Source organism: Bacillus sp. AR2-1, from assembly GCF_008368755.1.
In the GTDB taxonomy this organism is placed as follows: domain Bacteria; phylum Bacillota; class Bacilli; order Bacillales; family Bacillaceae_G; genus Bacillus_A; species Bacillus_A wiedmannii.
In genome coordinates, this window is the sequence record NZ_QORY01000023.1 from 33,579 (window position 1) to 59,185 (window position 25,607).

General features: G+C 36.4%; 29 protein-coding genes. 27 read left to right on the forward strand and 2 right to left on the reverse strand.

Features of this window, described 5'->3' with window-relative positions:
- The first annotated feature begins 182 nt into the window (after window positions 1-182).
- From DT250_RS24710 to DT250_RS24820, 23 genes are all read left to right on the forward strand, one after another.
- Window positions 183-353 carry a hypothetical protein gene (locus DT250_RS24710; protein ID WP_255450415.1) on the forward strand — a complete coding sequence of 57 codons (171 nt, stop codon included), beginning with the start codon at window positions 183-185 and terminating at the stop codon, window positions 351-353.
- A gap of 58 nt (window positions 354-411) precedes the next feature.
- Window positions 412-624: a hypothetical protein gene (locus DT250_RS24715; protein WP_149213852.1), complete on the forward strand. Its 213-nt coding sequence runs from the start codon at window positions 412-414 to the stop codon at window positions 622-624.
- Between the two features lie 148 nt (window positions 625-772).
- Window positions 773-1,711: a terminase small subunit gene (locus DT250_RS24720; protein WP_149213853.1), complete on the forward strand. Its 939-nt coding sequence runs from the start codon at window positions 773-775 to the stop codon at window positions 1,709-1,711.
- Window positions 1,698-2,969, forward strand: a complete 1,272-nt coding sequence (locus DT250_RS24725; protein ID WP_149213854.1) for a PBSX family phage terminase large subunit — start codon at window positions 1,698-1,700, stop codon at window positions 2,967-2,969. The genes DT250_RS24720 and DT250_RS24725 overlap by 14 nt, the downstream gene beginning before the upstream one ends.
- A gap of 12 nt (window positions 2,970-2,981) precedes the next feature.
- Window positions 2,982-4,406, forward strand: coding sequence for a phage portal protein (locus DT250_RS24730; protein ID WP_149213855.1), 1,425 nt, complete (start codon window positions 2,982-2,984; stop codon window positions 4,404-4,406).
- Between the two features lie 73 nt (window positions 4,407-4,479).
- Window positions 4,480-5,247, forward strand: coding sequence for a phage head morphogenesis protein (locus DT250_RS24735; RefSeq protein ID WP_149213856.1), 768 nt, complete (start codon window positions 4,480-4,482; stop codon window positions 5,245-5,247).
- A 74-nt stretch (window positions 5,248-5,321) separates the two neighbouring features.
- Window positions 5,322-6,053, forward strand: a complete 732-nt coding sequence (locus DT250_RS24740) for a DUF4355 domain-containing protein (RefSeq protein WP_149213857.1) — start codon at window positions 5,322-5,324, stop codon at window positions 6,051-6,053.
- 117 nt (window positions 6,054-6,170) lie between these two features.
- Window positions 6,171-7,016 (forward strand): phage major capsid protein, encoded by an 846-nt coding sequence (locus DT250_RS24745; RefSeq protein ID WP_000116908.1) that lies wholly within the window; start codon window positions 6,171-6,173, stop codon window positions 7,014-7,016.
- Window positions 7,017-7,059: 43 nt separating this feature from the next.
- Entirely contained in the window at window positions 7,060-7,368 is a 309-nt protein-coding gene (locus DT250_RS24750) for a head-tail connector protein (RefSeq protein ID WP_149213858.1), read from the forward strand.
- Window positions 7,365-7,709 carry a head-tail adaptor protein gene (locus tag DT250_RS24755; RefSeq protein ID WP_149213859.1) on the forward strand — a complete coding sequence of 115 codons (345 nt, stop codon included), beginning with the start codon at window positions 7,365-7,367 and terminating at the stop codon, window positions 7,707-7,709. Before DT250_RS24750 ends, DT250_RS24755 begins: the two co-directional genes overlap by 4 nt.
- Window positions 7,684-8,091, forward strand: coding sequence for an HK97-gp10 family putative phage morphogenesis protein (locus DT250_RS24760; RefSeq protein ID WP_149213860.1), 408 nt, complete (start codon window positions 7,684-7,686; stop codon window positions 8,089-8,091). Before DT250_RS24755 ends, DT250_RS24760 begins: the two co-directional genes overlap by 26 nt.
- Before the next feature lie 5 nt (window positions 8,092-8,096).
- The gene (locus tag DT250_RS24765; RefSeq protein WP_149213861.1) at window positions 8,097-8,459 is read left to right on the forward strand and encodes a hypothetical protein; all 363 of its coding nucleotides are present in this window, start codon (window positions 8,097-8,099) and stop codon (window positions 8,457-8,459) included.
- A 14-nt stretch (window positions 8,460-8,473) separates the two neighbouring features.
- Window positions 8,474-9,067: a hypothetical protein gene (locus tag DT250_RS24770; protein ID WP_000729986.1), complete on the forward strand. Its 594-nt coding sequence runs from the start codon at window positions 8,474-8,476 to the stop codon at window positions 9,065-9,067.
- Window positions 9,068-9,113: 46 nt separating this feature from the next.
- A complete protein-coding gene (locus DT250_RS24775; RefSeq protein ID WP_149213862.1) occupies window positions 9,114-9,542 on the forward strand; it encodes a hypothetical protein in 429 nt (142 codons plus the stop codon).
- A gap of 53 nt (window positions 9,543-9,595) precedes the next feature.
- Window positions 9,596-9,853, forward strand: coding sequence for a hypothetical protein (locus DT250_RS24780; protein WP_000338487.1), 258 nt, complete (start codon window positions 9,596-9,598; stop codon window positions 9,851-9,853).
- The gene (locus DT250_RS24785) at window positions 9,854-12,253 is read left to right on the forward strand and encodes a phage tail tape measure protein (RefSeq protein WP_255450430.1); all 2,400 of its coding nucleotides are present in this window, start codon (window positions 9,854-9,856) and stop codon (window positions 12,251-12,253) included. It abuts the gene before it with no gap.
- A 303-nt stretch (window positions 12,254-12,556) separates the two neighbouring features.
- A complete protein-coding gene (locus DT250_RS24790; RefSeq protein ID WP_370513130.1) occupies window positions 12,557-12,721 on the forward strand; it encodes a hypothetical protein in 165 nt (54 codons plus the stop codon).
- A gap of 12 nt (window positions 12,722-12,733) precedes the next feature.
- Entirely contained in the window at window positions 12,734-14,236 is a 1,503-nt protein-coding gene (locus tag DT250_RS24795) for a distal tail protein Dit (RefSeq protein ID WP_149213863.1), read from the forward strand.
- A complete protein-coding gene (locus DT250_RS24800; RefSeq protein ID WP_149213864.1) occupies window positions 14,233-18,300 on the forward strand; it encodes a phage tail spike protein in 4,068 nt (1,355 codons plus the stop codon). Before DT250_RS24795 ends, DT250_RS24800 begins: the two co-directional genes overlap by 4 nt.
- 38 nt (window positions 18,301-18,338) lie before the next feature.
- Entirely contained in the window at window positions 18,339-18,764 is a 426-nt protein-coding gene (locus DT250_RS24805) for a phage holin family protein (protein ID WP_149213865.1), read from the forward strand.
- Window positions 18,764-19,570 carry a GH25 family lysozyme gene (locus DT250_RS24810; RefSeq protein ID WP_149213866.1) on the forward strand — a complete coding sequence of 269 codons (807 nt, stop codon included), beginning with the start codon at window positions 18,764-18,766 and terminating at the stop codon, window positions 19,568-19,570. The genes DT250_RS24805 and DT250_RS24810 overlap by 1 nt, the downstream gene beginning before the upstream one ends.
- Before the next feature lie 132 nt (window positions 19,571-19,702).
- Window positions 19,703-20,563: an abortive infection system antitoxin AbiGi family protein gene (locus tag DT250_RS24815; protein WP_149213867.1), complete on the forward strand. Its 861-nt coding sequence runs from the start codon at window positions 19,703-19,705 to the stop codon at window positions 20,561-20,563.
- A 5-nt stretch (window positions 20,564-20,568) separates the two neighbouring features.
- Complete coding sequence (locus DT250_RS24820) at window positions 20,569-21,765, forward strand: abortive infection system toxin AbiGii family protein (RefSeq protein WP_255450437.1); 1,197 nt, start codon at window positions 20,569-20,571, stop codon at window positions 21,763-21,765.
- A 287-nt stretch (window positions 21,766-22,052) separates the two neighbouring features.
- On the opposite strand, the gene DT250_RS24825 is transcribed toward DT250_RS24820, so the two are convergent.
- Window positions 22,053-22,700 (reverse strand): hypothetical protein, encoded by a 648-nt coding sequence (locus DT250_RS24825; RefSeq protein WP_149213869.1) that lies wholly within the window; start codon window positions 22,698-22,700, stop codon window positions 22,053-22,055.
- Window positions 22,701-22,826: 126 nt separating this feature from the next.
- On the opposite strand from DT250_RS24825, the gene DT250_RS24830 reads away from it, so the two are divergent.
- A complete protein-coding gene (locus tag DT250_RS24830) occupies window positions 22,827-23,411 on the forward strand; it encodes a restriction endonuclease (RefSeq protein ID WP_149213870.1) in 585 nt (194 codons plus the stop codon).
- Here DT250_RS24830 and DT250_RS24835 read toward each other — a convergent pair.
- A complete protein-coding gene (locus DT250_RS24835) occupies window positions 23,408-23,629 on the reverse strand; it encodes a helix-turn-helix transcriptional regulator (protein WP_098871490.1) in 222 nt (73 codons plus the stop codon). The two genes, DT250_RS24830 and DT250_RS24835, sit on opposite strands and share 4 nt — an antisense overlap.
- 184 nt (window positions 23,630-23,813) lie before the next feature.
- Here DT250_RS24835 and DT250_RS24840 point away from each other — a divergent pair, with 184 nt between their 5' ends.
- The 3 genes from DT250_RS24840 to DT250_RS24850 all read left to right on the forward strand — a co-directional run bounded on the left by DT250_RS24840 (window position 23,814) and on the right by DT250_RS24850 (window position 25,601).
- Window positions 23,814-24,116, forward strand: a complete 303-nt coding sequence (locus DT250_RS24840) for a hypothetical protein (protein WP_001267641.1) — start codon at window positions 23,814-23,816, stop codon at window positions 24,114-24,116.
- Entirely contained in the window at window positions 24,113-24,295 is a 183-nt protein-coding gene (locus DT250_RS24845; RefSeq protein ID WP_149213871.1) for a hypothetical protein, read from the forward strand. The genes DT250_RS24840 and DT250_RS24845 overlap by 4 nt, the downstream gene beginning before the upstream one ends.
- 118 nt (window positions 24,296-24,413) lie before the next feature.
- Window positions 24,414-25,601 (forward strand): FtsK/SpoIIIE domain-containing protein, encoded by a 1,188-nt coding sequence (locus DT250_RS24850; protein ID WP_149213872.1) that lies wholly within the window; start codon window positions 24,414-24,416, stop codon window positions 25,599-25,601.
- Window positions 25,602-25,607: the final 6 nt, after the last annotated feature.

The window sequence follows — 25,607 nt, forward strand, 5'->3', positions numbered from 1 at the left end:
GATTGCATGTCTAAAATTGATATGTTATTAAATGCATTGGTGATATTACTTAAGCAACCGATTATTTTTTGTTTGGCTGGGATATTAATACTTTGGGCCATAAAACTAATATTCACTAAATTAAAGTACCTATATTAATGGGTGCTTTTTATTATATAAAAATTACATAGGTGGTGTAAGTAATGGATGCAATGTTACAAAAAATCAAATTGAAAAAGAAACTTGAATTTTTATCTAATTTAGCTAAAGAAAATCAAGAGTTAAAGGAAACGGTATATGTGTTATTGCAAACTGTGGAAGGCTTAAAGGTTCAAGTTGATGATTTGAAAAGGTTGATGGTGAAAATATTTTAGATGCTATCGTATATGCGATAGAAGAAGCGAGAAGGTTTGATGAAAGGAGAGAGAACAAATGAAATTAACTAAACAAGAACAAGCGGTTGCAATTGGTACATTCATTTCAATGCTAGGACAAGACCTTGTAAATGAACATATCGATAAACAGAAATTAGAAAGTGCAATTCCAATCTTTAATGAGTTGGAAGACAATACAACACCAAAGCAAAAGAGAGAAGCAATGGTTAGTTTGTTAGACAAAACTATGGATGAATTCTTAAAACAATAGCCATAAAAAAGGAAAAGCAACTCGCATGGGGGCGAATCACTTTTCCAGATGGCAATGTTAATTTTATTATAGCAACTTGGACATATTTATGAATATATATTTTGAATTTTCCGCGAAATAATTTAGGAATTACCGTGAGGTGGTGAATATGGCTAGGCAACGAAGCCCGGATCGTGACAAAGCATTTGAAATATATAAAGCAAGTAAAGGAGAGAAGCCATTAATTGATATTGCGGCTGAGTTAAACCTCAAACCTTCGCAAATTAGAAAGTGGAAATCACAAGATAAATGGGACGAACAATTAAAAGGTAACGTTACTATTGCGAAAAGGAGCGTTACCAATGTTAAAAATCCCAAGACAAAAGCCAAGTTAAAAAAGATGCTAGATGATGAAGAGCTGACAGAACAAGAGCGGCTCTTTTGTTTGTATTACATGAAGTATTTTAATGGTACACAAGCTGCACTGAAAGCTGGCTATGCAAAGAGTAGCGCGCATGTTACGAGTAGCCGGTTACTGAGAAGAGAACGTGTAGCATCGTATATTCGAGAGATTAAAGGTGAAATGGTTGAGAATATATTTGTAGAAGCGATGGATGTATTGAATGAGTACATCAAAATTGCTTTTGCTGATATTACAAATTACGTAACCTTTGGTCAAAAAGATGTAGAAGTGATGGGACCGTTTGGGCCTGTAAAAGATGAAGATGGAAAGCCAGTCATGAGAACCATTAGTTATGTTGATTTTAATGAATCAGATATGGTTGATGGCTCTATCATTGCGGAAGTGAAAAAAGGAAAAGAAGGCGTTTCTATCAAGCTTGCTGACAAGATGAGAGCACTTGATAAATTGGCGATGTACTTTGATTTAGTGCCTGATAACTTCAAGCGAAAAATTGAAGAAGAACGTCACAAGATGCATATGGAAGTACAGAAAGCGAACATAAAGAAAGCTAATGCTGAAATTGCAAATTTAACTGGTGTTGAAGATGATGATAATGCAGAAGCAATTCAAGATTTTTTACAAGCAACTGCTCCTGATCCAGAAAAGATGAAAGAAGTATTCGGTGATGCAGATGGCGAGGATTAAAAAGCGAAAAACCAAATCGTTTAAGTTCCAGCCGTTTTCAAATAAACAATTACAATTGTTGTGGTGGTGGCGAGATGGTTCGCCATATGAGAATCATGACATTGTTATTGCAGATGGAGCGATTCGTTCTGGAAAAACAATTTCGATGATCTGTAGCTTCCTGCAATGGTCACAGGAAAAGTTTAAGGGTGAGTCATTTATCATTGCTGGTAAATCGATCGGCTCATTAAAACGTAACGTAATCAATCCGATGATACAGATACTTACAGCTTGGGGATGGCGTTATGATTACAACCGCTCTGAAAACTATCTGCAAATTGGATGGAATACGTACTATTTGTTTGGAGCTAATAAGGAGAATTCGCAGGATACGTTACAAGGTTTAACCGCTGCTGGTTCATTAGCTGATGAAGCTGCTCTATTTCCTAAATCATTTATAGATCAAATGATTGGGCGTTGTTCTGTTGATGGCGCAAAGATATTTATGAACTGTAACCCTGGTTCGCCATATCACTTTGTAAAAACAGAGCTTATCGATAAGAAAAAAGAGAAGTTAGTTTGTCATTTAAAATTCACAATGGACGATAATTTATCTCTTTCTGAGAAAGTAAAAGACCGCTTTAAACGTATGTTTAGTGGTGTGTTCTATCAACGCTATATATTAGGTTTATGGGTAATGGCGGAAGGGTTAATATATAGTATGTTTAATGAAGGTGAACATGTTGTACCGTCGCATCCAAGAAAATACGAACAGTACTATATATCCTGCGATTACGGTACACAAAACCCTATGGCTTTTGGTTTATGGGGCTTATGTGGTGGCATTTGGTATAAGGTGAAAGAATACCATCATGACGCTCGTAAGAAGAATTTACAAAAGTCAGATGAACAATATTATGATGATTTAGTTGAGTTTGCAAACGGTCTAACCAAGCGTATTATCGTAGACCCATCGGCAAGCTCATTTATTATTTTACTGAAACAAAAAGGTTGGAAAGTAAAGAAAGCAAAGAATGATGTACTTGAAGGTATACGAAACGTAGCAACAGCATTAACTACTGGTTTGGTGAAATTCTGTGACAACTGTAAAGAAACGTTCCGTGAATTTTCTTCTTATGTATGGGATGAAAAAGCAATGGAACGGGGGGAAGACAAACCAATTAAGCAGAATGACCATCAAATGGATGCTGATCGCTATTTTGTAAATACCGTAATTATGTCTAATAACAAAGCTAGAGCAGTTAAGTCAATCTATTAAGGAGGTGAGACGATGTTTGAACATTATATTCCGTTACTGGATGAACAAAATGGTGAGCCTACACCAAAGCTGCTCAAAAAGATTATTGATGAGTTCAAACCATTGAAACAACGCATGATTAATAGGTACGAACGCTATAAAGCAAGCGAAAAGGGTGTACCTATCTTTACTCGCGAGTTTAAAGGTGATGGTAATAAAGATAAGGTTAACAATAAGCTAAACAATGACTTCTTTTCTGAAATTATTGATACAAAGATAGGGTATATGTTTGGGTTGCCCATCTCATACAGCTTAGATCATGAAGATGATGAAGTATTGAAACGTATTCAGGACTTTTTAAAAGCGAATCATACTGAGGATGCTGACGCAGAAACAGGGAAGTTCGCTTCTATTTGTGGATACGGAGCGAGACTACTGTATCACGATAAAGAAGGCATCGAAAAGGTTATGAATATCAAACCTTACGAAGCTATATTTCTTACGAATTCAAGCATTGCAGAACCTAAATACGCTATACGCTGCTATCCAATCAAAGTAATTGATGGTGATGATTTCAAGGATGGTTACAAAGTAGAGTTTTACAATGAAACAAATATTATTGAGTACACTGGTGAAGATTTAGATAAGTTAACAGAGACTGAACGTATTCCTAACTTATTTAAAGGTGTGCCACTTATTGGGTTTCCTAACAATGAAGAATTACAAGGAGATGTAGATAAAGCTATATCACTTATTGAGGGTTACGACCGTTCGTTTTCCGATGTAAACAGTGAAATTGAACAGTTTCGTCTGGCTTATATGATCTTTAAAGGCGTTGATATAGATGATGATACTATCGAGAAGCTAAAACAAACAGGAGCTCTTGATGTAGGTGAGAATGGTGAGGCTTCTTTTTTAACTAAGGACCTTAATGACAACATACTTGAACACCATCTCGACAGATTAGAAAAGAATATATGCCGTTTCACAAAGCATGTGAACCTTTCTGATGAATCATTTGGTGGTAACCTTACTGGTGTTGCTATTCGTTACAAGTTATTAGCTTTAGAAACTAAATCAGGAACATTAGAAATGAAGTTTACTAAGTCATTGCGACAACAATTTAAGTTATTGTTTGACGCTTGGAACTTACGCTCAAATAAAAGAGAGCTAGACTACCTTTGTATGACGTTCCAATTCACGCGAAACCTTCCAGCCAACTTAGCTGATGAAGCTGATGTGCAGTCTAAACTACAAGGTTTAGTAAGTGAAGAAACACGATTATCTATGTTATCTGTTGTTTCTGATCCGAAAGCGGAAATACAGAAGATGCAGGAAGAAGAAGCGGATTCCATGAATCTCGACAAGGTAGGTGTGCCTAATGGAATGGGACAAGAAGCAGAAACACCTCCAAAAGATAGAGGACGAACTGGAAAAGGCGATTCTCTACCTGTATAAAGATGCTTTAGAAGAAGTCAGAGGAATACTGGCTTTTTATTATGCCAAATATGCGGTAAATGAGCAGTTGAGTATGCAGGAAATGCGTCGATTCAATCGATATAAGAACATGCAAAGTGAACTGCAACAAGTTATTAATGAAATAACATATGAGAAAAAGAAAACTCTCAATGAAACGCTCTCCAATCAGTATGGAGAGTCTTTTTATTATACGAGTTATCTAATCGAGAAAGAAGTCGGCGTGGCTCTTTCGTATGGTCTTCTTGACCCAAACGTAATTAAACGGGCGGTACAAATGCCAATAGATAATATGACACTCAATCAAAGGTTAAGTACACATCGAGTACAGATAGTTAACCGAATACGCAGAGAATTATCTATTGGTCTTAGAAAAGGCGAAGGATATGCAACAATGGCAAATCGGATTAAGCCGATACTTGATGGTGATGCGAAGAAAGCACAAATGGTCGCTTGGACAGAAAGTGCTAGGGTACAAAACTTAGGTACTTATGACAGTGCTTCTCAAGCTTTTGATGAAGGTGTATTAATGAAGAAGATTTGGATTTCTACATTAGATAAACGTACGCGTCCTACTCACCAAGCAGCAGATCATCAAAAAGTACCGTTTAAAGGATTATTTAAAGTCGGTGGATATAGCTGCGAATATCCACAGGATAGTAATTTACCTGCTAAAGAAGTTGTACGATGCCGCTGTACTTTCATTACTGAGGTAGCGGATGTTAGCCCATTCATTGAGAGAAGGGCCAGAAACCCAACTACAGGTAAGAATAAGGTTATTACCGCAGTTAGTTATGAAGAATGGAAAGACTCTCTTGAATAATAAAAAACACTTGAGGGCTTATAGACTACGAACTTAATAGGGCGTAATTATAGGGACTCAGAGGAGGAATAATAATGAAACAATTACAAAAGCAAGCGGAAGTACAGTTTTTAGAAGAAAGAAAACTAACAAGGTTACCGTTACGTTTATCAAATCTGCAATTCTTTTCTGATCCTGCAATACCTGCAGATGAGACACTACAGAATGAACAAACATCACCTGCAGATGATATAAAAGATTCACTAGTTGAAGAGCAAAAAGAACCGCCAGTTGGTGAACAAAAAGAACCGAAATTAGATGATGCAACAAAAACATTTATTGAGAAGATGGTACAATCAGCAGAAGATAGAGTGCGCTCTAAATATTCGAAAGAACTGAATGCAACAAAAAAGGAATTAGAGAACTATAAAACCGCGTCTATGACTGCCCAAGAGAAAGCTGAATATGAGATGAAGCAACTTCAGGAACAACTAGAAGAGCGGGAAAGAGTACTTCATCAGAAAGAAATGCAGAGTGTTGCATCAGATGGTTTATCAGCGGTTGGATTGGATCTTAAATTTGTAGATTTTGTTATTGGTTCAGATGTAGAAGATACAAAAGTTAGGGTGTCAAAATTTAATGATTTATTCTCTACTGCATTAGAAGTCAAAGTGGCTGAAAAGTTTAAAGCTGCTGGTCGAGAAATCCATGTTAGTGGCGGAACTGGAGGGGGATTTACGAGAGAACAAGTAAATTCAATGAGTCAAGCTGAAATTAATGCGAACTGGGCACAAATTCAGAAGGATATGCGCAATTGGGGTAAGTAGCACTAGGAAAGTTAAGTGATTTGAATGGTACAGTCAAAAAAATATAAAACGAACAAAAGAGATTGCTAGTTTAGTAATCTCTTTTGTTATGGAAAAACATTAAGGAGGAATTAATATATGTCAGTATCAACTTTTATTCCAACAATTTGGGAAGCGCGCTTGATGGCGAACTTCCACAAGCGTTCTATTGCGGATTTAATTACAACAACGCCAACGAAAATCGAAGGTAATAAGATTATCTTTAATCGTGTAGGCGCAGTAAATGTAAAAGATTATAATGGTACAATCGAATGGGATGATACCAACCCTTCTAAAGTAGAAATTAATATGGATCAACAAAAATATTTTGCTTTCAAAGTTGATGATGTAGATGCAGTTCAGGCTGCTGGAGATTTAATCGACCCACATACACAAGAGGCAGGAGCGGTACTCCAGGAAACCGTTGATACATTCGTATTAGGGCTTTATAAAGGTGCTCATAAAACTCATACAATTGGGAGTGACTCTAGTCCAATTGAGTTATCGCCTAAAAATGCATATGATTACATTGTAGACTTAAATACGATTTTAAATATTAAAAAGGTTCCTAAAACTGAGCGATTCACAATCATCAATTCTCAGGTTTTAGGTTTATTATCTAAAGATGATCGCTTTACTAAGCAACCGGTTGTTTTAGAAAATGGTATTGTTGAAGGACAGATTATTAATGGATCACAAATCGTTGTATCAGAAGAAATACACGGTACCGGTGGTAAGTATAAAATTTTAGGTCTTCATAAGTCTGCCATTGGATACGGGACACAGTTAACTGAAACAGAGGCACAACGTCTGCAAAATTCCTTTGCAGATGGTATTCGTGGTCTTATGGTTTATGGTGGAGATATCCTTCGTCAAGAGTCAATAGCGGTACTTACAGCTACAGTTACATCAATTACTCCGGAAAAACCAGGTGGAGGGGCTTAATAAGCCTTCTCCATTTTTTTCTTTTAAGTAAGTAGGTGATCAGATGGAAGATATGGAAGCAGAAATTTTAAAACGTGTAAAGCTGCAAGTACCTAATGTAAGTAATGAAAACGTATTAAGCATTGGAGATACAATGTTAATGGTTGCTGAGTACACGAATAGAAAGATTCCTGAATTTCCTCCTGCTTATCCAGGCATTATCGCTAAAATGGTGGTTCATCAGTATATGGAGCAGGAGAGAGAAGGAAAGAAAAGTGAATCGTTAGGTAACTATTCTGTTACTTATGATGATATTGGAGATTACCCTACTAGTATTACGAAAGGGCTGAAAGTGAGGTTGCGTGTCTTATGATTCAATCAATGATTCGTAAGTTTGGTAAAGATGCTTCAGTACTTCGTAATGATGGTTCCGATGATGGACCATATCCCACAGAAGAATGGGAACAAATTAACACTGTTAAAGGTGTACTAGATACCATGCAAGGAACAAAGGACGCCCGTAATAAGAAAGTAGAGGAGAAAAGCACGCATTTCTTTTATTGCTTACCATTCGATGTAACTATTCAAGATAGATTAGTTATTGATAAGAAGGTATACAGTGTTACTTATCCAGGTGATCCAATGAATGCGGGTAGATTCTTTCAAATAGAATTGGAGATGTTGCCATATGAGCATGAAATTCCAATCAAATAGAGCTGCAGTAATGGCAAGGCACTTAGCCGCAAAGAAAGCAGCGCATACCGCTGTCGGTCATTTTGTTAGTTCTAAAGCTAAATTACTAGCTGCTGTAGACACTGGTAATCTAAGAAGAAGTATTAGTTCTAAAGCAGAACAAGAAAAGGTTGTTATTGGTACATCTTCTGATTACGGCATTTACGTTGAGAAAGGCACAGGAATCTATGCAGTTGATGGGGATGGCCGTAAAAGTCCTTGGATGTATCGCGATCCCAAAACAGGGAAGATGGTTAAAACGCAAGGACAACACGCACAACCATTTCTTAGACCTGCAGCAGAGAATAATAAACCGATGATTACGCAAGTTGGCACACGAACCTATTCGTCATTAATGAGGTAGATAGCATGAATGACTTTATAAATATATTACACGGTGAATTGAAAAAGATTCATAAAGAAACATACTATGAAATCGCGAAAGCAACGACTGAAATGCCTTATCTGGTGTATACAGTTAACGATGATAAAGAACCATGGGGACGGAAGAATATCATGCTTACAATTGATATTTACGGTACTTCTGCTCATATAGCAAAGATTGACCGGTTAATTACTGATTTAGAAAACAGCCTTCATAGAAAGAGATTAAGCAGCGCTGAATTTGGTGCTGCTATTTCTTATCTTTCGAGTCAAAAAGTACCTGATCCAGACCCGAATATCAGACGCAAAGAAGTACGATTCATTTTACGAACTTATTTCAAACAATAGAAAGGGTGGATTATATGGCAGCTCCACAACCAAAACCAGAGAATGTCCTCTTCGGAGATTGGGGTGCATTCTTCTTTAATTATGGAGAAAAAGACGAACTTCCTGTAGGCGCTACGCAAGGTGGCGGTTCGTTTAAGTATGAGCCAGAGTTTAAAGAAATTGAATATGATGGTTCTCCAGGTGACACTATGGGGATGAAACGTATTACAAAATCAAAAACTCAAATCAGTTTTAAAACGCTTGAATTCCTTGATAAAGATAAAATTAAAAACTTTATTGCTGGATTAAAAGTATCAGAAGAGACTGTTACGAAAGATGGAAAAACTATCAAATACGATGTAATTGAAGCTACAGAACGTCTTACGAAAGAAAGTTATCTTAAAAATGTAGCATGGGTTGGTGAAACCTTAGGTGGGGATATCGTCGAAATTATCGTATATAACGCATTATCTGACGGTTCATTAGAACTAGGATTTGAAAACGAAAGTGAAGTTGTTCCAGAAGTAACATTCACAGGACATCGTGATCCAGAAAACATTCGAAAAGTACCATGGAAAAAACGTATTTTAACAGCGACAGAAGCAGCTAAATTAATACCAGCAGGTTAAAGAGTAGGGAAAATCCCTGCTCTTTTTATTTTAAGGAGGAATAAATGTGACTATTGCAATTCAAGAAAAAGAATACAAAGTGAGACAAATTCATGGCGGAGATTTATTTTCTGTAGTTCGTATTTTGAAGAAATCGAAATTCAAAGTTGATATTAATTTACTTAAAGATTTAATGATGGGCGTACGAAATAAAGAAGGAGCAACACAAGCTGATGTATTAGCTGCACAAGAGACTTTTGGTTACGACATCATCATGAAGTTCATCTTCGGATTAGAAGAAGCAGAACAAGAATTTTTCGAGTTTGTAGCCGGACTTTTGGTTCATGAAGAGGAAGGTGGCAAAAAAACATCACCAGGTTGGGAAACGATTCGAACTTTAAATCTAGAAGAGTTGGTTCGATTATTTATTGCAATCAAAGATTCAGAAGTTGGGCTGGTTAAGCTTTTTTCCAATGCGGTGAACTTGATGAAATAGACTTCATCGATACGTTAGCTTCTCGCTATCCAAATATGGAGTATATAAGGAGTTTGGATGCAGAGATAGTTATTAACTTGTATCTCACCGCAAAGAAGAAAGAAATGGACCGCATGTTATGGGAGGAATGGTGTGCCCTACAACCGTACTGCGATGAAACATTTCCTCAATTTAAACATAAGCGCGAAAATCCAACGCAAGAACAGGTAAAACAATACAACGATTCAATCGAACAAACACCGAAGCAGAAACTTACAAAAGAAGAAGTGTTTGCTCGAGTTGCGAAAATCCGCGGAAAGGCGGGTGAATAAATGGAACTATTTCGTATGTTTGGTTCAATATTCTTGCGTGATGATGAATTACGAGGTGGATTGAACCGAGCAGAACAGCACGGTCAACGAACTACAGGGATTTTAAATAGAGGTTTTAGTAGCGTCGGTAGAATGGCTGGTTCAATGGGGGCAGCTGTCGGGACTTCCGCTATAGCTATTGGTGGTATGGCAGGTATGGCATTAGGGGCAGGAGCCGCACTTGTTGGTATTGTTTCCGCAGGTGCTAACTTTGAACAAATCATGTCAAAAGTAGCAGCTGTTTCCGGTGCTTCCGGAAGTGAAATGAAGCAATTGGAAGCTCAAGCTAAAGAATTAGGTGCAACAACTCAATTCTCCGCTACACAAGCTGGGGAAGGGATGATGTACCTTGCGCAAGCTGGTTTTAAAACTGGCGATATTATGAAAGCAATGCCTGGCATGTTAGATTTAGCCGCGGCAGGTGCACTTGATTTAGGTACAGCAGCAGATATAGCGTCTAATATCATGAGTGGTTTTGGATTGTCAGCTGATAAAGCGACCCATACAGCAGATGTATTAGCGTTGGCTGCTTCTAACTCAAATACAAATGTAACACAAATGGGCGAGGCGATGAAATATGCTGCTGGAACTGCCCATACTGTCGGTTTCAGTATGGAAGAAACATCAGCGGCAATTATGGCGATGGCAAATAGTGGTTTGCAAGGATCAGTTGCAGGACAAGCTTTCGCTACATCTTTAGGGCGTTTAGCTAAACCGACAAAAGAAATGCGAAAAGTTATGGATGAGTTGAATTTATCTTTCTTTGATCAGCAAGGTAAAATTAAACCTTTACCAACGATTATAAAAGAATTAGAAGATAAAACAGGTAGTATGACAAACCAACAAAAATCAGCTACATTAACAACGTTATTTGGTGCAGAAGCATATAAAAACTGGGCAGCTTTAATGCAAGAAGGTAGCGAGAAATTAGAGAAAAATACAAAAGCATTAGAAAAAGCTGATGGTGCAGCTGCGAAAATGGCTAAAACTATGAATGACAATCTAAAAGGAAAGTGGATTGAATTCACATCTGCGCTAGAAGGTTTAGCTATAACGATTTTTACACTTATCGCTCCTGCATTAGCTGCTATTGTCCTTGGATTAACTCAGGTGGTCCGGTGGGTTGACGGTACAATTAAAAGATTTGTAGATTTAAACAATTATATAGGTAATATCCAGTTAATAACCAAAGCAATTCAAGATTTTTGGCTCGCGGCTTCTGGTGATAGAAATGCCATGGTTGAGGGATATGACATTCTTACTAAACTTGGTTTCTCTGCTAATTCAATTCAGTTTATACAAGAAACTACTGCGGCAGTGCAGTATGGTGTAGAAACTATGAAAGCCCTCGTATCTGGCGATTGGGGAGCTGCTAGTAATTTCTTAGATAAGTTAGGTTTTTCGCCTGAGAAAAAGGCTGACATTATTATGTTTGTTCAGGATGTGCATGCCCAATTAAGTAACTTTATAGAAAGTGTACAAAACTTAATCTCAGCTGCTGCTCCTGTAATTATGGGAATAATCGGGGCTACTTGGGATTTTATTAAAGGTGTATTCAATACAATAGCTCCTTACTTGATGCCTTTGCTGACGGATGTCCTTAACTTTGTGAACGGAATAATTTCTCAAATTGCTGCATTTTGGAAAGAAAACGGAGATCAAATTGTACAAGCTGTAAAAAATGCCTTTTCAATCATTCAATCTATTATAGCTTTTGTAATGCCAGCTGTAATGATGATTGTAAAAAGTGCATGGGACGCTATAAAAGATATTATCCAGGGTGCCGTTAATCTCATTATGGGAATTATCAAGTTTTTTGCATCTGTTTTAACTGGTGATTTTTCTGGAATGTGGGCAGGGATAAAACAAATTTTCAGTGGCGCAATCCAATTAATCTGGGGGCTTATCCAGTTTTCGTTTGTTAAACAAATTTTCGGTGCAGTAAAAGGGCTTGCATCTTCTTTTGGTTCTACGATTAGTAGCATGTGGTCTACTGTCGTTGGATATTTCAAGACATTTATCAAGGAACCAATAGCTTCTGTAGTTCGTATGGCAATCGATATAGGTGAAGCTGCTATGAAAATCAAAGACAAACTGATTAATCCTATTAAAGATGCTTGGAGTGGGATTATGGGGTGGATTGATAAAATTAAAAATGGTGTAGCAAATATGTTTAGTGGTATTCACATTCCTGTCCCGAAGATTAGTGTAAATGGATCACTAAACCCTGTTAATTGGGCAAGTGAAGGTTTACCATCTTTCAGTGTTAAGTGGGCTGCAAACGGCGCTTTAATTAAGCCTGGTAACCCAACATTAATTGGGGTTAAATCTAGCCCGGTTGTCGAGAAATCGGCAGCATAAAATATCGTGTGAATTCGGGGAAACCTAAGGACAATTGTCTATGGCAATCCCGAGCCAAGCCTGTACGGAAACGACAGGAAGGTGTAGAGACTAGGTAAAGTAGCCTAAGCTAAAAGTATGGCGAAATATCCAAGAGCGCACGACACCCGATGAATGGGTGATGATATAGTCCGATACTCCAGTGAAAACCGGAGAGTTAAGGATAAAGAGCCTTAACATAACAATTGTGGTGACGCAAGAGGATATGACGAAACAGTTTTACCTCTTCGAAAACAAACCTTCGATGCGATTGCCAATGGAATAATGGGATCATTACCATTAGCACAACAATTAGGAGCGCGACAATATGCATCACAAGGTCAAACTATTTTGCAAGTTAATTTAAACGGGAGAGAAATAGCAAGGGAAATATACACAGATGTTAATGAGTTTCAAGAACAAGAAAAAGAAAGACGTAAAGTATTTTAGGTAGGTGATGATATGACCGGAATTAGTTTCTTTAGTTTTAATGGTAAAAGAAATCCAAATGTAATACCATTGCAGGGTAAAAAACGCCCTGCATGGGCTCCTTTGGAGCGTACATTCCTTGAAGTACCTCACTATCCAGGTGGACGTTTGATAAGAACGCAAACGAAAATGAGAAAAATAATTGTACCGGTTTCATTGTTATATGAATCTATGGAAGAAGCAGAAAAATTAAAGGAAGAGATAGCTGATTGGCTTATTACGGACCAACCTCAGGAACTTGTTTTTGATGACGAAAAGGATCGTACGTACTTAGCTGTTATTGATGAAGCATTTGACCCAGAACAATTAGTAAATTTAGGAGAAGGAGTACTCACTTTCATTTGTCCGATGCCTTATAAATTGGGAATAGTACAAACTTATCAATTTGTACAAGAATGGTCTACAGAGACAACTTCTTATTTTACTAATAAGGGGAGTGTAGAAGCTCCAGCATTAATTGAAATGACTGTAAAAAAACCAAGCACCTTTTTAGATGTATGGTTTGGAGAGTATCCTAATAATCGTAATTATTTCCGTATTGGATCAATCTTGTCTATAAATGATAATCCTGTGCAAGAAAATGAGCGTGTGCTATGGAGTGAAATGAACAATATCGTTGGTTGGACTGACGCCGGACAAATTGGAAGTATGAAAAGTACTGGTAGATTTAAAGTTAATGAGGGTAAATTCGCATTTGAAGTTGGTGAATGGGGAGATCAGAATAAATCAGAATTTACGGGCCCTATATGGAAACGCTCGATACCTGGTGGCCCTCTTACTGATTTCAAGGCTGAAATATATGTCACTCTGATAGCTAAGAACTATTGGGAAATGGGAAGAGTTAGTATGTTCTTGTTGGATGAACAAGGCGATATAGTAGCCGATGTTAACATGAATGATCTTTATTGGACAGCTAAACAGACACACGCATTTGCACGCATCGGAGACGTTTCGCAACCAAATAATACAAGAAAGCTGTTTGACTCTGGAGGTAGTGGTAATACAGCGTTTAATGATTTCTACGGTCGTATGGCAATTGCTCGTCGTGGTAAAAAGTGGTCTGTTTACTTTGCTCGATTCCGAGACGGAACAGAAATAGACGACTATAAGGCGGTTGAATTCTTTACAGACGATGAAAAAAATCCAATGACAGTAACAGGTAGAAGGGTTGCACAAATAGCTATCGGTATTCAACGATGGGGGACTAGTGATCCTACTAACTTAATGAGGATTGATGATCTGAAGGTTTGGAAGATTAATAAGGTATCTGACCAAAGTAAGCCATACTTAGTAGATACTGGCGACAAAGTTGTAATTGATACTGAGAAAAGCATTGTCACGATTAACGGGAAAAATGCAATCAATTTAAAAGAAATATTTAGTAACTTTCCTATCGTAATACGTGGTGAAAATCGTATCGATATAATGCCACCTGATGTAAATGCAACAATCAGTTATAGGGAGAGATATAGATGAGAACACCAAGCGGGATTTTGCATGTTGTGGATTTTAAAACGGATCAAATCGTCGCAGCTATCCAGCCAGAGGACTATTGGAACGATAAAAGGCATTGGGAAATTAAAAACAATGTTGATATGTTTGATTTCACTGTTTTTGATGGAACTACTCATTCAGCTACATTACAACAACAAAATCTTGTTCTAAAAGAAGTTCGCGATGGAAGAATTGTACCATATGTCATTACAGAAACAGAGAAGAATTCAGATAAACGATCCATTACCACATATGCTTCAGGAGCTTGGGTTCAAATCGCTAAATCAGGCATTATAAAACCACAAAGGATAGAAGGTAAAACAGTAAACGAATTTATTGATATGGCTCTTGTAGGCATGAAATGGAAACGTGGAAAAACAGATTATGCAAGTTTTCACACTATGACCATTGATGAATTTATGGATCCGCTAACTTTTTTAAAGAAAATAGCTTCTTTATTCAAATTAGAAATTCAATACCGCGTTGAGGTTCAAGGGTCACAAATAGTTGGATGGTATGTTGATATGATTCAAAGGCGCGGCCGAGACACTGGGAAAGAAATAGAGTTGGGTAAAGATTTGATAGGTGTTACACGTATTGAACATTCAAGAGATATTTGTACAGCGTTAGTCGGATTTGTAAAAGGTGAAGGCGATAATGTAATTACTATTGAAAGTATTAACAATGGGCTTCCATATATTGTTGATAATGATGCATTTCAACGCTGGAACGAACGAGGCGAGCATAAGTTTGGTTTTTATACACCAGAAACAGAAGAGTTAAATATGACGCCACAACGTTTAATGACGTTAATGGAAATGGAACTGAAAAAACGTATTAATTCTTCCGTTTCGTATGAAGTAGAGGCACAATCGATCGGTCGCATTTTCGGGCTAGCACATGAACTAATCAATGAAGGAGATACAATCCGAATCAAAGATACAGGCTTCACACCTAAGCTATATCTTGAAGCGCGTGTGATTGCTGGTGACGAATCCTTCACTGATCCTGCACAGGATAAATATGAATTCGGGGATTATCGAGAGATAGTAGACCCAAACGAGGAATTACGAAAGATTTACAATCGAATCCTTAGTAAATTCGGTGAGAAACAAGAAATGCTGGATCAGCTAGATAAATTGGTGAAAGAAGCTAATGAAACAGCAAGTAACGCTAAGAAAGAATCAGAAGCAGCGAAAACACTTGCTGAAAAGGTACAAGATAATATTAAAAACAATACTGTTGAAATTATAGAAGCTAAGAATCCACCAACAACAGGGCTTAAACCTAATAAAACGCTTTGGCGTGATATTAGTAACGGAAAGCCCGGCATTTTAAAAATATGGACAGGTACAGCTTGGGAATCGGTCGTACCAGATGTTGAATTAGTTAAGAAAGAAACACTTGAGCAGGTTAATAAAGATATTGAGTCCACGACAACAGAATTAAACCAAAAGGTACAAGAAGCGCAAAATCAAGCTACAGGACAATTCAATAAAGTACAGGAAGGTTTACAAGGTGTCAGCCGTACAATTTCTGATGTACAAAACGAACAAGGTAATATTAATAAAAAAGTAACTCAAATAGAGCAAACTTCAGATGGATTCAAAACCTCAATTGAATCGTTAACGAAAAAAGATAGTGAAATTAGCAATAAATTAAATACAGTTGAATTAACTGTAGAAGGTACAAAGAAGACTATTTCTGATGTGCAGCAAACAACAAGTGAGCTTAAGAAAACAACAACTGAAATTAAAGAAGAAGCTGGGAAAATCAGTGAGAAGTTAAAGAGTGTAGAAACAAAGGTTAATAGTAATAAAGCTGGTGGACGTAACATTTTATTAAAATCAAATGTTAAATATGAAAATACAGACTATCTAATCAATCAATATTCTCTAACTGAAAATTTCTTTCCGGGTGAGGAATATACCTTTGTAATTAAAGGGAGTGTTCCACAAGGGCAGAAATTTGGAATTTGGCAGAATGGTGGGTCTAGCAATGTTGGATATGCAACAAGTGTTTACGCTAACGGAATAACTTACGTAACCTTCAAAGCTGTTGCGGCTACAAGTGGAAATGAACGAAAGTTAAGCTTATATAACTATCCGAGTAGTAGTACGAAATCTATTGTGGAATGGGTTGCCTTGTATAAAGGAAATAAGCCGCAGGATTGGACGCCACCACCTGAAGAGCAGGTAACAACTGATGATTTTACCAAGAAAACAAATGAGATTGAAAAAAGTGTGGATGGTGTAAAAACTACTGTAACAAATGTTCAAAACAGCCAAGCTGGATTTGAAAAGCGCATGACTACAGTAGAACAAACCGCAAATGGATTATCTTCCACAGTAAGTGATTTAAATAATGTAGTATCAGATCAAGGCAAGAAACTTACTGAAGCAAATACAAAACTCGAACAACAGGCAACAGCAATCAATGCAAAAGTTGAGCTTAAACAAGTAGAGGATTACGTTGCGGAGTTTAAGATTCCAGAGTTGAAGCAAACAGTTAATCAGAATAAACAAGATTTATTAGATGAATTAGCTAACAAGCTTGCAACTGAACAATTTGATCAGAAGATGACCTTAATCGATAACCGTTTCACTATCAATGAACAGGGTATCAATGCAGCAGCGAAAAAGACAGAAGTGTATACGAGGATGCAAGCGGATGGACAATTTGCAAAAGACTCTTACGTAAGAGATATGGAAACGCGTCTTCAGTTAACCGAAAAGGGTGTTAGCATATCAGTAAAAGAAAATGATGTAATCGCAGCATTCAATATGAGTAAAGAAAACATTACTTTGAATGCGAACAGGATTAACTTAAGAGGTTTTATTACAGCGGATCATATCAAAGGGCAAGTTTTAGAAGGGGTAACACTTAAAACTACTGGAAGTAAATTCGTTGAAATTAACAATCAAGACTTTAAAGTTTGCGATACAATCAAACCGCGTGCTTATATGGGGTTTGCAGAAGCATCAGACGGAAGCGGAAGCATTCACCCTACATTGGTTCTTGGTTCTGATAATAGAAAATTTAATGGTGCTGGTTCATTATATATTTTCCAGACAACGCCACGAATAAATGGTACCGAACAACCTTCTAAAGCTTGGGCTACCCTAGGGGTATCTAAAGGGAATAACGCTGAAGGAAATAATGTTTGGGCAAATTATATTCAAATGATGAACGATGGCGGACATATGTATATGTATTCAGACGGAAAGTTTTACTTTGATAATTTGAATGACATTGTTTTTAACTCAGTAGGATATGCACCAGGATACGGGAAATTTATGGTGACTACAACGGAACCACATTATTTTAAAAATAACTATGGTGAGTTTCATTTCGCTAGAAAAAGTACTGGTAACAGTATATACTTTGCCAATGGCGTCAATGATCATGATTTAGTCATTGGAAGAGTAATGATAAGAGCAAGTCTTGTATCAAATTATGATAACGGATTACAGATTAAAGATACGTTTGGAAATGCATGGCGAGATATAGAATTAAGATCGCTAAGAGCACAAGAGAATATAGGTGCTAACGGTCAAATGTGGGCGAAAGCCTTTAATCCTACATCAGCTAGAAATATGAAAGAGAACATAAAAGACATTTCTTTCTCAGCTCTGGAGAAAATCATGAATTTGGCCATCAAACAATACAACTTTAAAGATGATATGTTTGATTTATATCAATTGCGTGTCAACAAACCAGAGGAACAAACAGAACCATATACAACAAAAGAAATTGAAACGTATTTCGGTATGATTGCAGACGATACGGACGATGTATTTACAGATAAAGAGAAACGGGCCATTAATTTATATAATACTGTTTCTATTTTTATTGTAGCTTTTCAACAACAGTATGGTGAATTTATACAGCTAACTGAACAGGTTAAAAAGAATACCGAGGAGTTAAATGTAGTTAAAGAAGAAAATAAACAATTAAAAGAGCAGGTTAATATACTTACAATTAACGTGTCCACATTAACTGATTTAGTTCAAAAATTAATAAACGAGAAACCAGAGCAGCCATAAGCTGGTCTTTTTTTATTATCTAAAAAAGGAGTGAAAAGATGGATCGTATTGATGTGTTACTGAAAGCATTTATAGCTACGTTTGGTGGCTTCTGTGGGTATTTTTGGGGAGGATGGGATACAACATTGAAAGTTCTAGTTATCATGGCAGCTATCGATTATATCACAGGAGTACTCGCGGCAGGTTATAACGGAGAGTTGAAAAGTAAAGTTGGGTTTAAAGGTATCGCCAAAAAGGTGGTGCTTTTTCTTTTGGTTGTAGCTGTTACCCAAGCCGATGCAATTATGGGAACAAATAGCGCAATTCGTGAAGCAACGATCTTTTTCTTTATCGGAAATGAGTTGCTGTCTCTTTTAGAAAATGCAGGACGAATGGGAGTTCCGCTCCCACAAGCTTTAACGAATGCGGTGGAAATTTTAGGTGGTAAGAAAAAACAGGAAGAGAAAAAAGGAGCGAATCAATAATGGGACAAATCGTAGATATTTCAAAATGGAACGGTAATATCAACTGGCCAGTCGCAAAACAGTATTTGGATTTTGTAATTGCTCGTGTGCAAGATGGCTCAAACTATGTAGATCCATTATATAAAGGATATGTACAAGCGATGAAGCAGCATAACATCCCTTTTGGTAACTATTCATTTTGCCGCTTTGTTTCCATTGCTGATGCAAAGAAAGAAGCACAAGACTTCTGGAGTCGTGGTGACAAGAATGCTACTGTATGGGTGGCTGATGTAGAAGTAAAAACAATGAATGATATGAGAGCAGGTACACAGGCGTTTATCGATGAGTTATACCGATTAGGAGCTAAGAAAGTCGGTTTATATGTCGGGCATCATATGTATGCACCTTTCGGCATGGCGAATGTAAAAAGTGATTTTGTGTGGATTCCTCGTTATGGCGGTAATAAGCCAGCATATCCTTGTGATATTTGGCAGTACACGGAAACAGGAAATGTACCTGGTATTGGTAAATGTGATTTAAATGAATTAATCGGTAGTAAGTCTTTATCATGGTTTACTGGAGCAGAACAGAAACAGGAGCAAGTACAAGCGGAAGTACCTAAACAAAACATCATTCAATCAGGTGCTTTTTCACCGTATGAGGTTCAGGATGCTATGCAAGCATTAACGTCTGTTAAAATGACAGCTGAATTTATTTTAAAGCCTGATGGATTAACGTATTTTGTCTCTGATCCAACTAGTGATGTACAACTTAAGGCGATGAAAGAATACCTTGACCGTAAAGGTTGGTGGTATGAAGTTAAATGAAAATAAAAAAGCCGTCCTATTTGATGTATACCGCCAATTGTTGTTCACGTTTAACTACAATTGGCGGTGCACTTTTGATTTTATAAACTTTAATTTTTATTGTATGATTATTTTTAAAAAGGAGGACTGGAAATGACTGAGCAAATTACCGAAATTAAACAGATAGATGCTGGCAATATGTTATATCATTCAGCTAAAGATGAACCTGAAAATGATATGTCATCTAAACAAAGCGCTAACGCACTTTTCAATTTTACAAGGAAATTTGAATATTTGACTAATATTTTGGAAAATAAAGCATTTATACCAAGATATAACGAGGAAAAAGTTGATATTTTAAAATTAGGTGATATAACTGAAGTGGTATTTCCGATGACATGTTTTTGTGATATTCATTTAAAAAGATTAGGGGATCATATGTATAAATATGGCGGATTCGGGATTGGTTTGGACAAGGAATGGGGGATACAATCGGGAGTACAACCTATTCAATATTTGAACGTCTACTCAAGTTTAGCTAACGATTTTTCAAAGGTTTTTACAAAAGCATTAGACAACATTTCTGAAGAAAATAGTTTGATAGCTGAGTATCAAAATTTCTTATTAGATAAACTATTATATTTAAAACCTTTGGCAGGATCAATGAGGGTTTCTGATGATGAATATGCTGAGCGTAATTTTCATGATGAAAGAGAATGGAGATATGTGCCGCATATTAAGTCTCAAGACCAAGATGAATTACCTTTGATTATACCAGGAGGACACTTATTGTCACCTGAAGCACCGCGTTCATATTCCCTTGCAATTAGTAAACGAAATGAGCTTTGGTTGAACTTTGATTACTGTAACGTAAAATATTTATTTGTTATGGATGAAAGTTTCAGAGAGCAACTTATTCGGTTTATAACAGATAAGTTAGATGTAGAAATGTATGAAAAAATGTTGTTAATTTCAAAGATAGTTGTTTGGAACGATATTAAGAAGGATTGGTGAAAAGAATGTTTACTAATTTTAAGAAAGCATTTGAAAAAGATGAAAGTAAAGTTTATAAAATACCACAAGCTATATTAGATGCTTTAAGTGACGATCTACCAAAAGGGTTAAAATATGAACAAATCAATGAGCATTTATGTAGACTTGTTCCAGAAGAGAATGGCGAGATTAAACTAGGTTTCTCAAACTTGAATATCGATATACCAGAAGGAATAAAAATAAATTCTGTTGACAAATTGCATGACTTTTTGTATCGAACACAGCAGGAAGTAAAAGTTACTGATGAAATTATATACATAAATGGGGAAAAAAGGCCAGTAACAGATCTTTTAAAAGCACCTTTCAATAGCTCAGATCAGTCTGAATTTGTAATTGTTCCAGCACCTTTTCCAGCACCTTTTCCTGTAACTTTCTCGCATGAAAGGGAACTGATTCAGAAAGTATTTAACATGCAGAGGCAGCCTTTTGCACATATGAGCAAAATTTTATTTAAATCTAAGGAAACAGGGCCTTTAGAAATTTCCTTTATACTTGACGAAACAGACATGTCTCTTACTTTCAATATTAAAATTAGTATTTCAAAAGCGCAGACTATATTAGAGATAGTAGAAGCGGCCAAGTTATACAAAGGTTTTTTAGAAGGTGATATAAAATTTTCAGATTCATTAATTCCACCAATTTCAAATGAAGCTGAACAAACAGCGGTTACAAAAGCATTAGAATATTGGGGGAAGGTATTAGCAATTAGTAATGAGTTAAATGTTGTGTTTAATCCTAAAGAAGAGATTGATGATGAAGAAATATTTTGGATTAGTAAGTTATACCGAACGTTAATTGAGAAAAAACCTTATAAAATTCGAGTGAGAGAAGGGGAGTTTTTTACTGAATTTAGTAATCCGATTGATTCTAAAGAATTCCCTTCAGATCAACCGATGGTTTTCCAATATACACAAAAAGAAATTATAAAAATATACGGCGTTAAAATAGAAGTTCATAGCGCAGAAGCGTATATAAATTGTAAATTTGTAGATTTTAGATTATTAGAAGGTGAAAAATACAAGTATGCATTTAAGGTAGAGGCAGCGAGTGATCAGGGGCTCTATCAATCTACGATGCATTTTATAAGTAACGAAGAATTAGAAAAAAATACGGACTCACCTGAAGAGGTAATAAAAATGCTATCAACAGCTGAAGAACTTTAGGGAATAAGTCGATACCTAAGTGAGGTATCGACTTATTTAATTTTCTACTCTACTTATAGTACGTTTCTAATAATTCCCCCAACCCAAATAATCGATTCCTTTAGAAATCCTACGCTTGTGATTACAGTTAGGGGATTATACTTCTTGATTAACAAAAGCTACCTATAAAAATCAAGCACCTCTTTTTAGTAGAAGAGTATGAAGAAGGATTGGACAATAGAGTATAGTTGTTAAAGAGGAAAATAAGACGTAAATAGAAAAAATCCGCCCATCAGGACGGCTTTTTTCTATTTAGTATTAAAATAAACTTTTTGCATACCTAATGTTTTATAAACAAATTTGAAATCATCATTCTTTTTTATGTATTGTACAGAATAACCTTCGGCTTCAGCACCTTTAAATACTTCACTTTGTAATGGTGTCGGAATAACCGGATGATGTTCTGTATCCATTTGATATACTTTTCCATCTGCAGAAACATATTCTGTATTCATAATATCAGTAGAATTATACGCGAAATCAGCTGTATCCGCATCAACTACTTTAGTTTTTACTTTTACTAGAACATATTCCATATCATCAGCAGGAGCTTTATTGAATTGATTTTCCTGTTGAATTAATTGCCATGCTTGTTCCCCTCGGAGAACCTCTTGAATAGAAACCTCAACTTTTGCCTTATAAGCTTTTGAAGTTGCTTGATCAAAAATTTTGTCTTCAAAAGTTGCTGATTGCCCCATAGCTACAGGATTTGAGCGAGAGCCAGCCTTTGATTCTTCTTTTTTCTCTTCTTTTTTAGGTGAAGAGCTTGATTGTTGTTCCTGTTTTGGTTCAGAATCCTTCTTTTTAACTTCTACATTTGAAGATTCTGAGCAAGCGCCAAGTACACTTGTGATTAATGCACCTGCAGCTACTACCTTAATTAAATTTGTTTTCATCCAATTTCCCCCTAATTTATGTATAACATCGATTGTAATTATATCAGATTAAAGAGAAAAATTTTACAAAAAGTTACTTAATAAAAAGATTTTTGTAAGAAATAATACCTCTAAGGAGGTTTGAATATGTTATATGCTTTTCTAGTGATAGCAGGTATACTTTACATTTCGTGGTATGTCTATAAAAGAAGAAAAGACCATCATTTATACCAACTCATTGCTCGTTTTAATAAAGATGAGGAGTTTAAACGTACTTTAGCAATGGGGCTTTATTATCGATTTATGAAGCCGTTAGAAAATGAAAAGTGTTCATCAGTATTCATCCGTCAAACACCATTAGAATTTGAAGCTTTTGTTGCTGATGTAATTGAGAAATATTATGGTGGTTCTGCATTTGTAACAGTAGCTACAGGTGATTATGGTGTAGACTTTGAACATACAGTAAACGGTGAACTTTATTTGGGGCAGGTGAAGTGTTTATGTAGCGATATGTCCTATAAAGCAATTGCCCTGGTGCACAGTAATATTGCCAAAAAAGGGGCAAAAGGTGGTTATGTAGTATCAACAGGTGGCTTTTCAAAAAATGCAAAAAACTATGCTGAAGAATTGAATGTACAACTAATTGATGGATCAAGATTGGCTGAAATGTATATGGAATCTATTGAGGGCCAACCGTTACCTCAATACGCGCTAAACCCTGCTAGTAATTAATCAGCAGGGTCTTTTTCTTGTACCTCGTATAAATCATCCACCTGACAGTTAAAGAGATGAGCTAGTTCAAATAGTCGGTGAGCACTTGGAAAAGAAGTACTTGTTATGTAGTTGTTTAATTGTTTAACAGTTATTCCTAGTTTCTTCGCTATAAAATCTTTTCTATATCCACTTTTATTTATCCATTCCTCAATATTACTTTTTAAATGAATACTCATTTTTATCACCTGCAAATTATTTCAACATTTCCATGATAAACACCTTTTAATAAATTATTTTCTCATAATAGGAAATTATTTTTCCTAATACAGGAAATTTAATTTCCACTAGGTCATATACCTATATTAAGACCACGAGGAATACCAAGTGGAATCAAGGACATCAAGAGGGGAGAGAACGCGTATGCGTTGGCAATATTCACATTTGAATGAAACGCCTTACCTGTATCCATCAAAAGAATTAAGAAGTATGTATAGAGGGGCAAGTGGTAAAAAAGAAACGAATGCAATTGTAGATCACATGACAAGACATGAGGTTTTTGAAAATCGTGAGTACAAAGGCTATTACCGTTTATCAAACGATATAATGGATGATTTATATGAAGACGAGGATGAAATGCTTGATTGGGGAGATGTCATTAATGAGTATCAACCGGTTATGACACCGAAGGGATTACAACTCATTCGAAAAGAGGGGTTCAAATGACAATCGTTGGTGAAGCGGTAGTTGTATGGACGGCAACTGGCTTGTCAGTTCTTACGATGAAGGTTGCGGAGCAAATGGGCCAGAGTGTTCCACATTGGCTTCCACGTATGACCATGTACACAACGCTCACAGGCTCGTTCTTGTATCTTCTACGTTATGTGCTTTTCGCGTTTCTATAAGAGAATACCAACATGGAATTGTAGGACATTTACTTGTCGTTGAGATAAAGCACGTACAGGAGTCTTCCAAAAATAAGGGATATATACCCTTATAAAGGGTATATGGGGAGTGGAGAAAATGATTGAATTATTACTCGTTCCGGCTGCAGGTTTAACAGTGGCATTATTCGGTGAAAAGTTTAAAAGTAAAAATGATGATAAGCGAAAGATACAAGTATTTTTTGAGGTAGCTGGTATTGCGATTAAAAGAAACAATGAAGAAAAATTACAATATCCAAAGTTCCAAAAACAAATTGATGATGATCGTAGTACGACTTATGTATATACCTTACCGCTTGGCATGCCGAGTAAAATTGTTCAAAAGGTAGAAGACGTTGTTTCTGAGGGGTTAAATAAACCAGTACGTATTCAATACGATAATTATAAATTGAACATTCGTGTATTCCACAGAGAGATACCGAAGAAGTGGAATTGGTCAACAGGATTAGTGAAGAAAGGGAAGTGGCGTGTTCCGATCGGTCAAAGCTTAGAAAAACTTATTTATCACGATTTCGATAAAACGCCACATATGACATTAGGTGGATTAACAAGAATGGGGAAAACAGTCTTCTTGAAAAATGTAGTCACTTCTCTCATTACAGCACAACCGGATCATACCCATTTATATATTATCGATTTAAAAGGAGGGCTAGAGTTTGGCCCATATAAAAATTTGCAACAAGTAGAACAGGTAGCCGAAACACCTGTGCAAGCATTAATTGTATTGGAAAACATTTTAAGTAAGATGGAAGAGAAATTGAAATACATGAAAGAAAATAAATACACGAATGTTGTGGAGACAAATGAAAAAGAACGGTTCTTTGTAATCGTAGATGAAGGGGCTGAATTATGTCCGGATAGGAGCATGAAGGAAAAGCAGAAAAAATTATTAGGGTTATGCCAACAAAGACTTTCTCATATTGCGCGTATAGGTGGAGCACTTGGTTTTAGACTCATCTTTTGTACGCAATATCCAACAGGTGATACATTGCCACGTCAAGTAAAACAAAATGCAGATGCCAAATTAGGTTTTCGTTTACCGACTCAAACTGCATCCGAAGTAGTAATTGATGAACCAGGACTAGAATCGATACAGAGTATACAAGGGCGCGCAATTTTCAAAACGGATAGACTCACCGAAATTCAAGTTCCTTATATTAGCGATGAAATGATGTGGAAACATCTAAAAGAATATGAGGTGGAAAAACATGAACATCCAGAGCCACATGAAAATCAACCGTCAGATGGCGATACTTGCGACGATTAGAAAGCT

Excerpts from the sequence above, each read along its gene's own strand:
- DT250_RS24710 (WP_255450415.1), top strand. The coding sequence starts at position 183 with ATGGATGCAATGTTACAAAAAATCAAATTGAAAAAGAAACTTGAATTT.
- DT250_RS24715 (WP_149213852.1), top strand. The coding sequence starts at position 412 with ATGAAATTAACTAAACAAGAACAAGCGGTTGCAATTGGTACATTCATT.
- DT250_RS24720 (WP_149213853.1), top strand. The coding sequence starts at position 773 with ATGGCTAGGCAACGAAGCCCGGATCGTGACAAAGCATTTGAAATATAT.
- DT250_RS24725 (WP_149213854.1), top strand. The coding sequence starts at position 1,698 with ATGGCGAGGATTAAAAAGCGAAAAACCAAATCGTTTAAGTTCCAGCCG.
- DT250_RS24730 (WP_149213855.1), top strand. The coding sequence starts at position 2,982 with ATGTTTGAACATTATATTCCGTTACTGGATGAACAAAATGGTGAGCCT.
- DT250_RS24735 (WP_149213856.1), top strand. The coding sequence starts at position 4,480 with ATGCAGGAAATGCGTCGATTCAATCGATATAAGAACATGCAAAGTGAA.
- DT250_RS24740 (WP_149213857.1), top strand. The coding sequence starts at position 5,322 with ATGAAACAATTACAAAAGCAAGCGGAAGTACAGTTTTTAGAAGAAAGA.
- DT250_RS24745 (WP_000116908.1), top strand. The coding sequence starts at position 6,171 with ATGTCAGTATCAACTTTTATTCCAACAATTTGGGAAGCGCGCTTGATG.
- DT250_RS24750 (WP_149213858.1), top strand. The coding sequence starts at position 7,060 with ATGGAAGATATGGAAGCAGAAATTTTAAAACGTGTAAAGCTGCAAGTA.
- DT250_RS24755 (WP_149213859.1), top strand. The coding sequence starts at position 7,365 with ATGATTCAATCAATGATTCGTAAGTTTGGTAAAGATGCTTCAGTACTT.
- DT250_RS24760 (WP_149213860.1), top strand. The coding sequence starts at position 7,684 with ATGAGCATGAAATTCCAATCAAATAGAGCTGCAGTAATGGCAAGGCAC.
- DT250_RS24765 (WP_149213861.1), top strand. The coding sequence starts at position 8,097 with ATGAATGACTTTATAAATATATTACACGGTGAATTGAAAAAGATTCAT.
- DT250_RS24770 (WP_000729986.1), top strand. The coding sequence starts at position 8,474 with ATGGCAGCTCCACAACCAAAACCAGAGAATGTCCTCTTCGGAGATTGG.
- DT250_RS24785 (WP_255450430.1), top strand. The coding sequence starts at position 9,854 with ATGGAACTATTTCGTATGTTTGGTTCAATATTCTTGCGTGATGATGAA.
- DT250_RS24790 (WP_370513130.1), top strand. The coding sequence starts at position 12,557 with ATGGGATCATTACCATTAGCACAACAATTAGGAGCGCGACAATATGCA.
- DT250_RS24795 (WP_149213863.1), top strand. The coding sequence starts at position 12,734 with ATGACCGGAATTAGTTTCTTTAGTTTTAATGGTAAAAGAAATCCAAAT.
- DT250_RS24800 (WP_149213864.1), top strand. The coding sequence starts at position 14,233 with ATGAGAACACCAAGCGGGATTTTGCATGTTGTGGATTTTAAAACGGAT.
- DT250_RS24805 (WP_149213865.1), top strand. The coding sequence starts at position 18,339 with ATGGATCGTATTGATGTGTTACTGAAAGCATTTATAGCTACGTTTGGT.
- DT250_RS24810 (WP_149213866.1), top strand. The coding sequence starts at position 18,764 with ATGGGACAAATCGTAGATATTTCAAAATGGAACGGTAATATCAACTGG.
- DT250_RS24815 (WP_149213867.1), top strand. The coding sequence starts at position 19,703 with ATGACTGAGCAAATTACCGAAATTAAACAGATAGATGCTGGCAATATG.
- DT250_RS24820 (WP_255450437.1), top strand. The coding sequence starts at position 20,569 with ATGTTTACTAATTTTAAGAAAGCATTTGAAAAAGATGAAAGTAAAGTT.
- DT250_RS24825 (WP_149213869.1), bottom strand. The coding sequence starts at position 22,700 with ATGAAAACAAATTTAATTAAGGTAGTAGCTGCAGGTGCATTAATCACA.
- DT250_RS24830 (WP_149213870.1), top strand. The coding sequence starts at position 22,827 with ATGTTATATGCTTTTCTAGTGATAGCAGGTATACTTTACATTTCGTGG.
- DT250_RS24835 (WP_098871490.1), bottom strand. The coding sequence starts at position 23,629 with ATGAGTATTCATTTAAAAAGTAATATTGAGGAATGGATAAATAAAAGT.
- DT250_RS24840 (WP_001267641.1), top strand. The coding sequence starts at position 23,814 with ATGCGTTGGCAATATTCACATTTGAATGAAACGCCTTACCTGTATCCA.
- DT250_RS24845 (WP_149213871.1), top strand. The coding sequence starts at position 24,113 with ATGACAATCGTTGGTGAAGCGGTAGTTGTATGGACGGCAACTGGCTTG.
- DT250_RS24850 (WP_149213872.1), top strand. The coding sequence starts at position 24,414 with ATGATTGAATTATTACTCGTTCCGGCTGCAGGTTTAACAGTGGCATTA.